We start from the raw sequence: 13,362 nt of genomic DNA on the forward strand, positions 1-13,362 counted from the left end.
TCGTCAGCAGCCGATCAGACCTCCTTGCGGAAGCCTTCCGCCACCTTCAGGAACAGGTCGTTCGCCTCGGTCTCACCGATCGTGACGCGCACGCCCTCGCCCGCGAAGGGCCGTACCACCACACCGTGCCGCTCGCACTCCGCCGCGAAGTCCACCGTGCGCTCACCGAGCCGCAGCCAGACGAAGTTCGCCTGGGTGTCCGCCACGGTCCAGCCCTGGGCCACGAGCCCCACGCGGACCCGCTCGCGCTCGGCCACCAACGAGCCGACCCGCCCGAGCAGTTCGTCCTCGGCCCGCAGCGAGGCCACCGCCGCGTCCTGCGCCAGCTGGCTCACGCCGAACGGCACCGCCGTCTTGCGCAGCGCCGCCGCCACCGGCTCGTGGGCGATCGCGAAGCCGACCCGCAGCCCCGCCAGGCCGTACGCCTTGGAGAAGGTGCGCAGCACGGCGACGTTCGGCCGGTCGCGGTACAGCTCGATGCCGTCCGGGATGTCGGCGTCGCGGACGAACTCGCGGTACGCCTCGTCGATCACGACCAGCACGTCGGAGGGCACCCGGTCGAGGAACCGCTCCAGCTCCGCCCGGCGGACCGCGGTGCCGGTGGGGTTGTTGGGGTTGCAGACGAAGATCAGCCGGGTCCGGTCGGTGATCGCCTCCGCCATCGCGTCGAGGTCGTGCACCTCGCCCTCGGTCAGCGGCACCTTCACCGAGGTGGCCCCGCTGATCTGCGTGATGATCGGGTACGCCTCGAAGGACCGCCAGGCGTAGATCACCTCGTCGCCGGGGCCCGAGGTGGCCTGGAGGAGGGACTGCGCGACGCCGACCGAGCCGGTGCCGGTGGCCAGGTGGGAGACGGGAACGCCGAAACGGTCCGCCAGCTCCTGCATCAGGCCCGTGCAGGCCATGTCCGGGTACCGGTTGAAGTTCGCGGCGGCCGCCAGCGTGCTCTCCATGACCCCCGGCAGCGGCGGGTAGGGGTTCTCGTTGGAGGACAGCTTGAAGGCCACCGGACCGCCCGCGGCGGCCGGCTTGCCCGGCTTGTAGGTGGGAACGCCGTCCAGCTCGGCGCGCAGCTTCGGGCTGCCCGTACTCGTCCCGCTGGTCTCGCTCACTGTGTGGCCTCCTCGACCGTCCGTACCGCCAATACTCCTCACCTTAAGAGGATTCCTCTCCGCTGCGAATGGCCTGTGGACAACAGGAGGGACACGCTGTGGAACGCGACGCCCGATGGGGAGCGCGCGACTGGGTGGCGTGCGCCGGTGGCGGGCGCCGTGGCGCGCATCCCCCGTAGAGGTGAGTTGAGACCTCTTCGAGACCTCACCCCCTCACCAGGCGTACGCCGTTCAACAACCCCAGGTCTCATGACAAAGGCCTGAACTACCTTGGATTCCAAGCCTATTGACAGTTCTCGATCATGCAGAAACGTGCCTGTCAATGCCTGCATATGCGACCGTCCCAACCAACCCTCATCGCCCTACTATCGGCTCGCCATGACAGCAGCAGGGAAGCACCAGGTGAGCCGGGCACAGACCCGGGGAAGCCGGCAGGGCCGGGCGGGCATCCGGGACGTCGCCGCCGCCGCCGGGGTCTCCATCACGACTGTCTCCGACGCTCTCAACGGCAAGGGCCGACTCCCGGACGCCACCCGCCGCCACGTGCGCGAGGTCGCCGACCGGCTGGGCTACCGCCCGTCCGCGGCCGCCCGCACGCTCCGTACGGGTAAATCGGGACTCATCGGCCTGACCGTGACGACGTACGGGGATGAACCTTTCACCTTCACCGAATTCGCGTACTTCGCGGAGATGGCCAGAGCCGCCACATCGGCAGCACTCGCCCGGGGCTACGCCCTGGTCATCCTCCCCGCCACCTCCCGCCATGACGTCTGGTCGAACGTCGCCCTCGACGGCACCGTCGTCATCGACCCCTCCGACCACGACCCGGTCGTCACGGAACTGGTCCGCCAGGGCCTGCCCGTCGTCTCCGACGGACGCCCCGCCGGCACCCTTCCGGTCACCGCCTGGGTCGACAACGACCACGAAGCCGCCGTCCTCGACCTGCTCGACCACCTCGCCGACGCCGGCGCCCGCCGCATCGGCCTCCTCACCGGAACCACCACCGACACGTACACCCGCCTGTCCACCACCGCGTACCTGAACTGGTGCGAGCGGGTGGGCCAGGACCCCGTCTACGAGGCCTATCCGGCGCACGACCCGTGCGCGGGCGCCGTCGCGGCCGACCGGCTGCTCGCCCGCCCGGACCGGCCCGACGCCGTGTACGGCCTCTTCGACCCCAACGGAACCGACCTCCTCGCGGCCGCGCGCCGCTACGGGCTGCGCGTCCCGGACGACCTGCTGCTGGTCTGCTGCAGCGAATCGACCGTCTACGCCACCACCGAACCGCCCATCACGACGCTCTCGCTCAAACCGCGCCGCATCGGCACCGCCGTCGTCCAGCTCCTCATCGACGCCATCGAGGGGATCGACACCGACGGCCCGGTCGAGCAGGTGATACCGACCGAACTCATCATCCGCACCTCCTCGCAGCGCCGCTCGCCACGCACGACCGTCAGCCCGCCACGCTCACCCGCGAAGGACTGACCACGCGAGGAACGACCCGCTCGACACGCCGCCGTCCCCGCCCCTGCCCGTGGGCAGGGGCGGCGAAACCGACCGCCACACCGGCCTCAACCCTGGACTAGACCTTCTCAATTCGGGCGAAACAACCGGTGAACCCGGAGTGGACCCGGATTCATCACCCCTGGTGCGTCACACGGGAGGACCCTCATTCCTATGATGGGCGCACGACATCGCGGACCGCCCCGACCAGGCCGGGCCGCGATGTGCAGGGCATCGCGACGGTGGTGGAGGGGTCGATGACTCAGGGGGCCGGGCAGGAGCCCGTGGCGCGCACGGCGACATTGCGTGACTTCCGCGTACCGCCGTACGCCCGCGTGCCGGTACAGGGCCATGCCGCCGAACCGCCGGCCGCCGAGCCGCTGCCGGTTCCGGCACCGCCCGAGATCCCGCCCGCCGAGCAGTCCGCTCCCGCCGAGCAGCCCGCTCCCGCCGAGCAGCCCACCCACGCCGGGCAGTCCGCTCCCGCCGAGCGCCGACTGCCCGACCCGTCCGGACAGATGCCGCCCGTCGCACCCTCTCCGGTCCAGTTCGTGCCGATGGAGGCCGTCCCGATCGAGGCCGTGCCGGTCACCCCGCCGGCCCCGTCCGCCCCGCCGGTCGCCCCCACCGCGCCCATGCCCGCCGAGCCGACGCTCCAGCTGGGCCGCCGCATGGCCCCCGCGTACCCCGCCGCGGCCGGTTCCTCGATCGTCTCCGTCGCCACCGGCCACCCCGGCAACGCCTTCCCCGACGACGAACTGCCCGAGGGATACACGCCGACCGAGCGCGACCTCCCGGTCATCCAGCGCGGCGACACCCTCCAGGTCCCCGTCGTCACCCCCGATGCCACGGCCGAACCCGCTCCCGCCGGCGGCGAGGGCCCGGGACCGCTGTTCGTCGTGGGCGACGTCCACGGCTACCTCGACGAACTCGTCGCCGCCCTGCGCGCGCAGGGCCTCATCGACGAGAACGGCAGCTGGTCCGCGGGCAACGCCCGCCTCTGGTTCCTCGGCGACTTCACCGACCGCGGGCCCGACGGCATCGGCGTCATCGACCTCGTCATGCGCCTCTCCGCGGAGGCCGCCGCCGCCGGCGGCTACTGCAAGGCCCTCATGGGCAACCACGAACTGCTCCTCATCGGCGCCAAGCGCTTCGGCGACACCCCCGTCAACTCCGGCGCGGGCACCGCCACCTTCCAGGCCGCCTGGCTGCTCAACGGCGGCCAGAAGCACGACATGGACCGCCTCCAGGACGTCCACCTCCAGTGGATGTCCCGCCTGGACGCCGTGGTCCGGGAGGACGACCACCTCCTCCTGCACTCCGACACCACCGCGTACCTCGAATACGGCGAGACCATCGAGGACGTCAACGACACGGTCCACGAGATCCTCAACCGGAACGACGCCGACGAGGTCTGGGACGTGTTCCGGAAGTTCACCAAGCGCTTCGCCTTCCGCGACGAGGGCGGCCCCCAGGCCGTCCAGGAGCTGCTCGCCACCTACGGCGGCCACCGGATCGTGCACGGCCACAGCCCCATCCCGTACCTCCTCGGCCAGGTCGGCACGGAGGAGGGCGAGGGAAGCGGAGGCCCGATCGTCGACGGACCGCACGTCTACGCCGACGGCCTCGCCATCGCCATGGACGGCGGAGTGACCATGGCCGGAAAGCTACTGGTCGTCCAACTCCCCCTGAACGGCTGACGCATAACCCTGCGCATCCGGGGAAGTCGAATTCCGGAAACACCCTGTCAGGCTGTGGCGTCACCGCAATACCATCGGGTTCATCCGTAGCAGGCTCTCCTCCGTTTCCGCCCAGCCGACCGTCTCACCACGGCTGATCCGGGCCTACGGAGCATCGGGGGATGCACATGAACGTGGCTCCGCACCTGCTGACCGAGGATCGCGCCGAGTACGAGCGGGTCCTCGACGACGCACTGAGCACCGCCCACGCACGTCCGGATCTCGCCGGAGTCGGCACCCGGCTCACCGTCGCCCAGCTCCGCTCCATGACGCTGAACGCGACAGCGCTGGTCACCACCGCGGCGGCGAGCGAGTACGACCACTTCGTCAAGGTCCGCGAACAGAACCGCGCGGCCGTCGGGACCCCGACGCCGTCCCCGTACGACCGCGACCGTCCCGGCCCCGGCGCGGGGGTCGTCGCGATCTTCACCGTCATGGTGCCGGTCCTCGCGGGCGCGGCCGCCGTCATCTTCCTGCTGGTCGGCGCGGTGCTGCACGCCGTCGCCCCCACCGTGGCGTTCGGCGCCACCCTCCTGACGGCCGGACTCGTCTTCGGCACCGTCGCCGCCGGCGGTCTGCTCTGCGCGGCCGCCGGGCTCCTCCTGACGGCCCTGCGCAACAGCCCGACCGAGGTGAGCGCGGCCGGCCCGCCACCGGACGACGAACTCTCCCGCGCCCGCGAGGCCTGGCGGTACGCCCTCCTCGAGCGCGGCATCCTGCCGTTCCTCCGCGACGCCCTCGCCGCCACCACGCCACCCGACCCGCCCGTCCCCTGGCCGGACGGGACCTGAGACGACGAGACCGGCCCGCGCCCCCCCGTGGGTCGCGGGCCGGTCTCCCTACCCGGGGCTCAGTCAGCCAGCGGAAGGTAGACGCGGTTGCCGCTCGCCGCGAACTCCGCGGACTTCTCCGCCATGCCGGCCTCGATCTCCTGCTGCGTGCCGCCGTGCTCACGCCGGATGTCCTGGGAGATCTTCATCGAGCAGAACTTCGGACCGCACATCGAGCAGAAGTGCGCGGTCTTCGCAGGCTCCGCCGGCAGCGTCTCGTCGTGGAACTCACGTGCCGTGACCGGGTCGAGGGCCAGGTTGAACTGGTCCTCCCAGCGGAACTCGAACCGCGCGTCCGAGAGCGCGTCGTCCCACTCCTGCGCGCCCGGGTGCCCCTTGGCGAGGTCCGCCGCGTGAGCGGCGATCTTGTACGTGATGACGCCCGTCTTCACGTCGTCGCGGTTGGGCAGGCCCAGGTGCTCCTTGGGCGTGACGTAGCAGAGCATCGCCGTGCCCCACCAGGCGATCATGGCCGCGCCGATGCCCGAGGTGATGTGGTCGTACGCGGGCGCGACGTCCGTGGTGAGCGGGCCGAGCGTGTAGAACGGCGCCTCCTCGCAGATCTCCTGCTGGAGGTCGATGTTCTCCTTGATCTTGTGCATCGGGACGTGGCCCGGGCCCTCGATCATGGTCTGTACGTTGTGCCGCTTGGCGATCGTGTTCAGCTCGCCCAGCGTCTTCAGCTCGGCGAACTGCGCCTCGTCGTTGGCGTCCGCGATCGAGCCGGGGCGCAGACCGTCGCCGAGCGAGTAGGTGACGTCGTACGCCGCCAGGATCTCGCAGAGCTCCTCGAAGTTCGTGTAGAGGAAGTTCTCCTTGTGGTGCGCGAGACACCAGGCGGCCATGATCGAGCCGCCGCGCGAGACGATGCCGGTCTTGCGGCGCGCGGTGAGCGGCACGTACGGCAGGAGCACGCCGGCGTGGACCGTCATGTAGTCGACGCCCTGCTCGGCCTGCTCGATGACCGTGTCCTTGTAGATCTCCCAGGTCAGCTCCTCGGCCTTGCCGTCGACCTTCTCCAGGGCCTGGTAGAGCGGCACGGTGCCGATCGGCACGGGGGAGTTGCGCAGCACCCACTCGCGGGTGGTGTGGATGTTGCGGCCGGTGGACAGGTCCATGACCGTGTCGGCGCCCCACTTGGTCGCCCAGGTCATCTTCTCCACCTCCTCCTCGATGGAGGAGGTGACGGCGGAGTTGCCGATGTTGGCGTTGACCTTCACCAGGAACCGCTTGCCGATGATCATCGGCTCGATCTCCGGGTGGTTCACGTTCGCCGGCAGCACGGCGCGACCCGCGGCGATCTCCTCCCGTACGACCTCGGGGGAGACGTTCTCGCGGATGGCGACGTACTCCATCTCCGGGGTGATCTCGCCCCGGCGGGCGTACGCCAGCTGCGTCACTGCCTGGCCGTCGCGGCCCCGGCGCGGCAGGCGCGGGCGGCCGGGGAAGACGGCGTCGAGGTTCTTCAGCCCGCCGCCGCGCGGCGAGGTGTGCTTGATGCCGTCGTCCTCGGGACGGACCGGGCGGCCCGCGTACTCCTCGGTGTCGCCGCGCGCGATGATCCAGTTCTCGCGCAGCGGCGGAAGGCCCCGGCGGACGTCGGTGTCGATGGTGGGGTCGGTGTACGGGCCGGACGTGTCGTACAGCGTCACGTCCTTGCCGTTGGTGAGGTGCACCTGACGGACCGGCACCCGGAGGTCGGGGCGCGAACCCTCGATGTACCCCTTGTGCCAGCCCGGCGTGCGCTGCTGGTCGGCAGGCTGGTTCTGGTCGGAGGCAGGCGTGCGTGCATCCTGAATGGTCATGAGACCCGATCTCCCTACGCCGGCATTACCCGGTAACAGGTTCGGCGGTCGGCGCAGCCTCCTCCCGTACATGTGTACGGTGATCAGCGCCCTCTCAGCCCGGTGCTCCGAGCTCCCGCGTGTGCAAAGGTGCCACCACGCTAGCGTCATCACGGGCGTGCTGAACAGTGGGCCTCCGCCGTTCTTGCGATGATCGGCCGGTGACTTCCCCCCAGCAGCCCCCCGAGCCGCACGGCCACGCCCACGGTCATAGCCACGGATCAGGTCATGATTCCGACCCTTCCCACGGCCATGGCCACACTTCGGGTCACGGCCCCGGACCGTCCCACGGGCACAGCCACAGCCACGGTCCCGCCGCCCCCGTCTCGCGACACCTGCGCAAGGTCATCGCCGCCGTCCTGATCCCGTTCGCCACCGCTGTCGTGGTCGGCCTCGTGGTCCTGTGGCCGGGCGGAACCCCGGCGCACGAGCGCACCGGTGTCGGTTTCGACCGGCAGACCGAGCAGGGCAAGGTGGTCTCCGTCGAGCAGGTCGACTGCAAGACCGTGAACGCCGCCCAGGTCCCACCGACCGGGGACACCTCCACTCCGGAGGGGCGGGAGGCGGTCAACGCCCAGCAGGGGGAGTGCGAGAAGGCGACGATCGAGGTCACCAGCGGCCCGGAGAAGGGGCGCACGTTCGTCGAGATCGTGCAGCCCGACGCCCCGCGCCAACTGCACGAGGGGCAGGGCGTGGTGGTGGCGTACGCCCCCGACGCCCCGCGCGACCTGCAGTACTCGGTGACGGACGTGAACCGCAAGCTGCCGATGGCCGTGCTCGCCGGCATCTTCGCCCTCGCGGTGGTGGTGGTCGGCCGCATGCGGGGGGTCATGGCGCTGGTCGCGCTGGTCGCGAGCTTCCTGGTGCTGACGTTCTTCATCCTGCCGGCGATCCTGCAGGGGTCGAATCCGCTGGTCGTCGCGGTGGTCGGGTCGAGCGCGATCATGCTGATCGCGCTCTACATGTGTCACGGCCTGTCGGCCCGCACCTCGGTCGCGGTGCTCGGCACGCTGATCTCGCTGCTGCTGACCGGTCTGCTCGGGTCGCTCTTCATCGGCTGGGCCTCACTGAGCGGCAACACCGACGACTACACCGGTCTGATCCACGGGCTGTACCCGGAGATCGACATGTCCGGTCTGCTCCTCGCCGGAATCATCATCGGCTCTCTCGGCGTGCTCGACGACGTGACGGTGACCCAGACCTCGGCGGTCTGGGAGCTGCACCAGGCCGATCCGCGCATGGGGCCGCGCGGGCTGTACCGGGCCGGGATCCGGATCGGCCGCGACCACATCGCCTCGGTGGTGAACACGCTGGTGCTCGCCTACGCGGGTGCCGCCCTCCCGCTGCTGCTGCTCTTCTCGATCGCGCAGAGCAGCATGGGGACGGTGGCCAACAGCGAGCTGATCGCCGAGGAGATCGTCCGGACGCTGGTCGGTTCGATCGGTCTGGTCGCCTCCGTGCCGATCACCACAGCACTGGCGGCGCTGGTGGTCTCCGCCGACCGGGCGGACGCCGACGACCGGCCGGGCAACGGCGGCCGCAAGGCCATGGCGGTACGGGGCGGGCGGCGCCGTCGCGCCAAGTGAGGGCGCCGGGCGGGGTCTTGTCGAAGAGCACGGGAGCGGTGCCAGGCGTCGCGAGTCCGGCCTGATCGACAAGACACCCCCTAGGCGGGGCCGGCGTTCTCCTCGGCCAGGATGCGGCCGAGTGCGGCCTCCAGGCTGTCCTCGAAGTCGCCGAGTGTCCGTTCCTGACCGAGCGGGACGAGCTTGTCCGTGCGGTCGAGGAAGGCGACCAGCGGCGGCGCACTGGCCCGGAACAGGGCGCGGTCGCCGCCGACCTGGAGCCGGATGGAGACGTCCGAGAGCCCCTGGGGCTCGGTCGGCGCGATGTGCACGTCGCCGTCCCCGCTCGGCCGGTTGATTCCGTCGAGGAGCAGTTCCCTGCCGAACGCCCACGTCACGGGCGCGTCTCCGGGGAGGTGGAAGGTCATCCGCACCGCGTAAGGATCCCGGGCCTCGTATCGGAGCTCGACCGGGATCTTGAAGGAGAGCTCCTCGGAGACGAGGAAGCTCATCAGGACCTCGGCCTGAACCGACTCTCGCATCATGTACCCCGCAGTAGATGGAGCAGTTGTGTAAACACAGCTGCTGAAAGCTGTGACCGAAACGGCCAGGAATGATCCCCCATGGCCCTCTTGACGCAATCGTGCTGTACGCGCTAGCAGATCACAAGGAGTGATTTTTCAGATACTGATAGAGAAAGCGAGCGAACTGAAGAGGCGTCCGATCTCGGTACGTAGCCGTTCGACTGCTGGGAGCAACCGTTCTTCCTGGTGGAGGGGGAGGGAAATGGCCATGGCGCCCGCAGCGGAGCCCGCCGTAATGGGGATGGCGGCGCAGACCGTGCCGAGCGCATATTCCTGACGCTCCACCAGGGGCTCCATTCGCCCCAAACCACCCAAACGTTCCAAAAGCAGACTCCGGTTACGCACCGTGTACGGAGTGATGGCTTCCACGGGGTGGCGGTCAAGGTGGTCTTGACGAGATTTCAGATCTAGTTGACTCAGCAGACACTGCCCGATCGCATGGGCGTGCGCGGTCTCCCGGAAGTCGGCCCATTCCTCCACCGCGGGGGCGGAAGGAGTGTCGGCGACGGCGACGAGTTCGATCTCGCCCTCGCGGTAGAGGGCGAAGTAAACGGGCACACCGATCTCGTCCCGCCAACGGGCAAGGGAGTCTTCGATCTTGATGCGACGATTCTGCACATCTCCGCCGCCGGCCAGTCGGACGGCGGCGTCGCCGAGGACGAACACACCCTTCTCGCGGCGTAGATAGCCCTCGTGCGTCAGGGTGCGGAGCAGGTGGTACGTGGTGGGGAGCGGAAGGCCCGTCTCACGGGCGAGCTGTTTGGCCGGAGCGCCGTCCGCGTGGGAGGCGACGGCCTCCAGGAGTCTCAGCGCCCTCTGCACCGAGCCGATCAGGGTAGGCGCAGCCGTCTGCGTAGCCGTGGCCAAAGGTCACCCCCAGGCGTGACGACGGATGCAGCGCACCCGCCCGCGGGGGCCGCCCCCGCGCGCCCGCCGGGCCAGGGAAAACCGCTGGTCAGTACAGGGGTCTACGCCCGTAGTCCCCAACACGGCGGAGAGATTCCACTCTAGTGGCAGCCCCTGGACCCATGCCCTGATTCGACCAGCGCGTTCCCCCGCGCGGGCTAATCCCCACCATCGGCTTCATACTGATCAGTAGCTTGTGCTACCAGTCCTCTCGCGAGCCGGTGGAGGAGCTGAACTTCCGTACGACGTAGATCAGTCCGGCGACCAGCGCGACGAAGAGCAGCACCTTGAAGAGCAGTCCGACCACGAAGGCCAGGACGCTCGTGATCAGCCCGCCGAAGACGAGCAGGGCCAGAGCGGGTATCGCGATCCACTTCACCCACCAGGGCATCCCCGCGAGAATCTCCTGTACGGCCATCGTCCCTACCTCGCTCTCGAAGATCCGTCCGGCGCGCTCCGCGCCGAACATCCTCAAGGCTAGGCGCCGGGAAAGTGCCACGGGGGCCTCACGGCCCCCGCTCTCCCCTGATCCGACCCCTAGGGGCTTCGGCCCGCCGACCCTCAGGTCCTCGGGTCTTCAGGTCCTCGGGTCCTCGGGTCTTCAGGTCTTCAGGTCCTCGGGTCCTAAGGTCCTCAGGTCTTCAGGTCCCGGATCCTCAGGTCCCGGATCCTCAGGTCCCGGATCCTCGTCGGCTCCCGGCGTCAGCTCTCCGGCGGGGAGAAGACCACCATCACCCGCAGGTCCTCGCTGATGTGGTGGAACCTGTGCTCGACCCCAGCCGGCACATAGACCACGCTGCCGCGCGCCACCTGCGTCGTCTCCGTCCCGACGGTGATCGACGCCCGGCCGCTCACCACGAAGTACACCTCGTCCTGTCCGTGCGGCTGCTGCGGGTCGAGCGCCCCGGCATCCAGCGCGTACAGACCCACCGACATGTTCCGCTCACGCAGGAACTGGAGGTACGCGCCGTCGTTCGCGGCACGCTCCGCCTCCAGTTCGTCCAGTCGGAATGCCTTCATCGCCTGTCCGCCCCTGCCCTCTGCCCGATCATGTCTGCCACGATCAGACACATGAAGAATTTCGTAGTCAAGACGCTCGCCAACGCGGGCGCCCTGGGAGTCGCCATCTGGCTGCTCCAGGACATCACCCTGACCGGTGACAGCACCGGCAAGAAGGTCCTGACCCTCATTCTCGTCGCCCTGGTCTTCGGGCTCGTCAACTTCTTGGTCAAGCCGATCGTCAAGCTGCTGACGCTGCCCCTCTTCATCCTGACCCTCGGCCTGATCACCCTCGTGGTCAACGCCCTGATGCTGCTCCTCACGTCCTGGCTGGCCGAGCAGCTCGACCTCAGCTTCCACGTGGAGGGCTTCTGGACGGCCGTCCTGGGCGGCCTGATCATCTCCGTCGTCTCGTGGGCGCTGAACGTCGTGCTTCCCGACGGTGACTGAGTGGGGGCCATGACCTACCGCGTCTGCTTCGTCTGCACGGGCAACATCTGCCGTTCGCCGATGGCCGAGCACGTCTTCCGCCGCGAGGTGGAGGAGGCCGGTCTCGGCGGCACGGTGGAGGTCGACAGCGCGGGTACCGGAGGCTGGCACGAGGGCGACGGCGCCGACCCGCGCACGGTCGCGGTACTGGAGGAGAACGGCTACACCTCCGCGCACGTCGCCCGTCAGTTCCGGGCGTCCTGGTTTCCCGCCCTCGACCTGGTGATCGCCCTCGACGAGGGCCACCTGCGGGAGCTCCGCGCGCTGGCCCGCACCCCCGAGGAGGCGGCCCGGATACGGCTGCTGCGCTCCTACGACCCGGCAGCCCGGGACGGACTCGACGTCCCCGACCCCTATTACGGGGGCCGCGAGGGCTTCGAGGAGTGCCTGGAGATGGTGGAGGCGGCGAGCGGAGGCCTGCTCGCCGCCGTCCGCGCGGAACTGGAGGAACGGACAGCATGAACGACAGCGCATACGGCGACGGCACGCGCGCGGTACGGGCCGGGCTGCCCGAGCCCGTGAAGTACGAACCGACCCTGCCGGGACCGGTCTTCGCCGCCCACTTCCACCTGCCGGGCGAGCCGACGGGCGGTTACGCGTACGGCCGCGACGAGAACCCCACCTGGACCCACCTCGAGCAGGCGATCGGCGAGCTGGAGGCCCCGGGGGAGGAGGGTGTCGAGACGCTGGTCTTCGCCTCCGGCATGGCGGCGATCTCGGCCGTCCTCTTCTCCCAGCTGAAGGCCGGCGACGCGGTCGTCATGCCGACCGACGGCTACCAGGCCCTGCCGCTGCTGCACGAGCAGTTGAGGGCGTACGGCGTCGAGGTCCGCACCGCGCCGACCGGTGGCGACGGCCAGCTGGCCGCGCTCGACGGGGCCCGGCTGCTGTGGCTCGAGACCCCGTCCAACCCCGGCCTCGACGTCTGCGACATCCGCCGCCTGGTGGGGGAGGCGCACGCCGCGGGGGCGCTCGTGGCCGTCGACAACACCCTCGCCACCCCGCTCGGCCAGCGGCCGCTCGCGCTGGGGGCGGACTTCTCCGTCGCCAGTGACACCAAGGGGCTGACCGGCCACGGCGACGTCCTGCTCGGTCACGTCAGCTGCCGCGATCCCCTGCGGGCCTCGGAGGTACGGCGCTGGCGCAAGATCGTCGGCGCGATTCCCGGACCCATGGAGGCCTGGCTCGCCCACCGTTCGCTCGCCACGCTCCAGCTGAGGATCGACCGGCAGTGCTCCACCGCGCTGGCACTCGCGCAGGCGCTCGCCGGACGCGCGGACGTGACCGGGCTGCGCTACCCGGGGCTGCCCGACGACCCGTCGCACGCGGTGGCCGCCCGGCAGATGCGGCGCTTCGGCCCGGTGGTCTCGTTCGAGCTGGCGGACCGGAAGCGGGCCGAGCGGTTCCTGGAGGAACTGCGGCTCGTCGACGACGCCACCAGCTTCGGCGGTGTGCGCTCCACGGCGGAGCGGCGCGGACGCTGGGGCGGGGACGCGGTCGCGGAGGGCTTCATCCGGTTCTCGGTGGGCGCCGAGGATCCGGAGGACCTGATCGGCGATGTCCTGAGGGCCCTCGACGAGGTCGGCGCCGCAGGCTGAGTGCGGGACGCAGGCGTCGGAACGAGGCGCTCCGAGCCTCCCCCCTCGTGGCTCGGAACGCCTCGGTTCCACGCGCGGAGACCGCCTGAACAAGGCTAGTTGACTGTGCGTCAGTGTCCAATCACGGTAGCGACAGAGGCCTATCGACTTATTTATAGTTGGACGGTCCTGAGGCGCAGTCAGCCGACCGCCT

The 13,362-nt window shown here is 69.9% G+C and carries 13 protein-coding genes; 7 read left to right on the forward strand and 6 right to left on the reverse strand.

Annotated features, from left to right (window positions below):
* Positions 1–14 precede the first annotated feature (14 nt).
* Positions 15–1,112: a histidinol-phosphate transaminase gene (hisC, locus tag OO54_RS03685; protein WP_033201420.1), complete on the reverse strand. Its 1,098-nt coding sequence runs from the start codon at positions 1,110–1,112 to the stop codon at positions 15–17.
* A gap of 378 nt (positions 1,113–1,490) precedes the next feature.
* Here hisC and OO54_RS03690 point away from each other — a divergent pair, with 378 nt between their 5' ends.
* The 3 genes from OO54_RS03690 to OO54_RS03700 all read left to right on the forward strand — a co-directional run bounded on the left by OO54_RS03690 (position 1,491) and on the right by OO54_RS03700 (position 5,145).
* Complete coding sequence (locus OO54_RS03690; RefSeq protein ID WP_033201421.1) at positions 1,491–2,597, forward strand: LacI family DNA-binding transcriptional regulator; 1,107 nt, start codon at positions 1,491–1,493, stop codon at positions 2,595–2,597.
* Positions 2,598–2,872: 275 nt separating this feature from the next.
* Entirely contained in the window at positions 2,873–4,315 is a 1,443-nt protein-coding gene (locus tag OO54_RS03695; RefSeq protein WP_033201548.1) for a metallophosphoesterase, read from the forward strand.
* 161 nt (positions 4,316–4,476) lie between these two features.
* A complete protein-coding gene (locus tag OO54_RS03700) occupies positions 4,477–5,145 on the forward strand; it encodes a hypothetical protein (RefSeq protein ID WP_033201422.1) in 669 nt (222 codons plus the stop codon).
* Between the two features lie 59 nt (positions 5,146–5,204).
* Here OO54_RS03700 and thiC read toward each other — a convergent pair whose 3' ends face one another.
* Positions 5,205–6,989 carry a phosphomethylpyrimidine synthase ThiC gene (thiC, locus tag OO54_RS03705; protein ID WP_033201423.1) on the reverse strand — a complete coding sequence of 595 codons (1,785 nt, stop codon included), beginning with the start codon at positions 6,987–6,989 and terminating at the stop codon, positions 5,205–5,207.
* Positions 6,990–7,189: 200 nt separating this feature from the next.
* On the opposite strand from thiC, the gene OO54_RS03710 reads away from it, so the two are divergent.
* A complete protein-coding gene (locus tag OO54_RS03710) occupies positions 7,190–8,614 on the forward strand; it encodes a YibE/F family protein (RefSeq protein WP_399522262.1) in 1,425 nt (474 codons plus the stop codon).
* 80 nt (positions 8,615–8,694) lie between these two features.
* Here the strand turns inward: OO54_RS03710 and OO54_RS03715 are convergent, their stop codons facing one another.
* The 4 genes from OO54_RS03715 to OO54_RS03730 form a co-directional block, all read right to left on the reverse strand.
* A complete protein-coding gene (locus tag OO54_RS03715) occupies positions 8,695–9,135 on the reverse strand; it encodes an SsgA family sporulation/cell division regulator (protein ID WP_033201425.1) in 441 nt (146 codons plus the stop codon).
* 138 nt (positions 9,136–9,273) lie between these two features.
* Positions 9,274–10,044 carry an IclR family transcriptional regulator gene (locus tag OO54_RS03720; RefSeq protein ID WP_200146643.1) on the reverse strand — a complete coding sequence of 257 codons (771 nt, stop codon included), beginning with the start codon at positions 10,042–10,044 and terminating at the stop codon, positions 9,274–9,276.
* 238 nt (positions 10,045–10,282) lie between these two features.
* A complete protein-coding gene (locus OO54_RS03725; protein WP_033201549.1) occupies positions 10,283–10,501 on the reverse strand; it encodes a DUF5326 family protein in 219 nt (72 codons plus the stop codon).
* 284 nt (positions 10,502–10,785) lie between these two features.
* Positions 10,786–11,103, reverse strand: a complete 318-nt coding sequence (locus OO54_RS03730; protein WP_017240432.1) for a cupin domain-containing protein — start codon at positions 11,101–11,103, stop codon at positions 10,786–10,788.
* Positions 11,104–11,154: 51 nt separating this feature from the next.
* Here OO54_RS03730 and OO54_RS03735 point away from each other — a divergent pair, with 51 nt between their 5' ends.
* The 3 genes from OO54_RS03735 to OO54_RS03745 are packed head-to-tail and all read left to right on the forward strand — an operon-like array spanning position 11,155 to position 13,169.
* On the forward strand, positions 11,155–11,532 hold the full coding sequence (locus OO54_RS03735; protein ID WP_033201427.1) for a phage holin family protein: 378 nt from the start codon (positions 11,155–11,157) through the stop codon (positions 11,530–11,532).
* Between the two features lie 9 nt (positions 11,533–11,541).
* Positions 11,542–12,033 carry a low molecular weight protein-tyrosine-phosphatase gene (locus OO54_RS03740; protein WP_033201428.1) on the forward strand — a complete coding sequence of 164 codons (492 nt, stop codon included), beginning with the start codon at positions 11,542–11,544 and terminating at the stop codon, positions 12,031–12,033.
* Positions 12,030–13,169 carry a cystathionine gamma-lyase gene (locus OO54_RS03745; protein WP_033201429.1) on the forward strand — a complete coding sequence of 380 codons (1,140 nt, stop codon included), beginning with the start codon at positions 12,030–12,032 and terminating at the stop codon, positions 13,167–13,169. The genes OO54_RS03740 and OO54_RS03745 overlap by 4 nt, the downstream gene beginning before the upstream one ends.
* Positions 13,170–13,362: the final 193 nt, after the last annotated feature.

The sequence above is a fragment of the Streptomyces wedmorensis genome (assembly GCF_000716445.1).
Classification (GTDB): Bacteria; Actinomycetota; Actinomycetes; order Streptomycetales; family Streptomycetaceae; genus Streptomyces; species Streptomyces wedmorensis.

Excerpts from the sequence above, each read along its gene's own strand:
- OO54_RS03690 (WP_033201421.1), top strand. The coding sequence starts at position 1,491 with ATGACAGCAGCAGGGAAGCACCAGGTGAGCCGGGCACAGACCCGGGGA.
- OO54_RS03695 (WP_033201548.1), top strand. The coding sequence starts at position 2,873 with ATGACTCAGGGGGCCGGGCAGGAGCCCGTGGCGCGCACGGCGACATTG.
- OO54_RS03700 (WP_033201422.1), top strand. The coding sequence starts at position 4,477 with ATGCACATGAACGTGGCTCCGCACCTGCTGACCGAGGATCGCGCCGAG.
- thiC (WP_033201423.1), bottom strand. The coding sequence starts at position 6,989 with ATGACCATTCAGGATGCACGCACGCCTGCCTCCGACCAGAACCAGCCT.
- OO54_RS03715 (WP_033201425.1), bottom strand. The coding sequence starts at position 9,135 with ATGCGAGAGTCGGTTCAGGCCGAGGTCCTGATGAGCTTCCTCGTCTCC.
- OO54_RS03725 (WP_033201549.1), bottom strand. The coding sequence starts at position 10,501 with ATGGCCGTACAGGAGATTCTCGCGGGGATGCCCTGGTGGGTGAAGTGG.
- OO54_RS03730 (WP_017240432.1), bottom strand. The coding sequence starts at position 11,103 with ATGAAGGCATTCCGACTGGACGAACTGGAGGCGGAGCGTGCCGCGAAC.
- OO54_RS03735 (WP_033201427.1), top strand. The coding sequence starts at position 11,155 with ATGAAGAATTTCGTAGTCAAGACGCTCGCCAACGCGGGCGCCCTGGGA.
- OO54_RS03740 (WP_033201428.1), top strand. The coding sequence starts at position 11,542 with ATGACCTACCGCGTCTGCTTCGTCTGCACGGGCAACATCTGCCGTTCG.
- OO54_RS03745 (WP_033201429.1), top strand. The coding sequence starts at position 12,030 with ATGAACGACAGCGCATACGGCGACGGCACGCGCGCGGTACGGGCCGGG.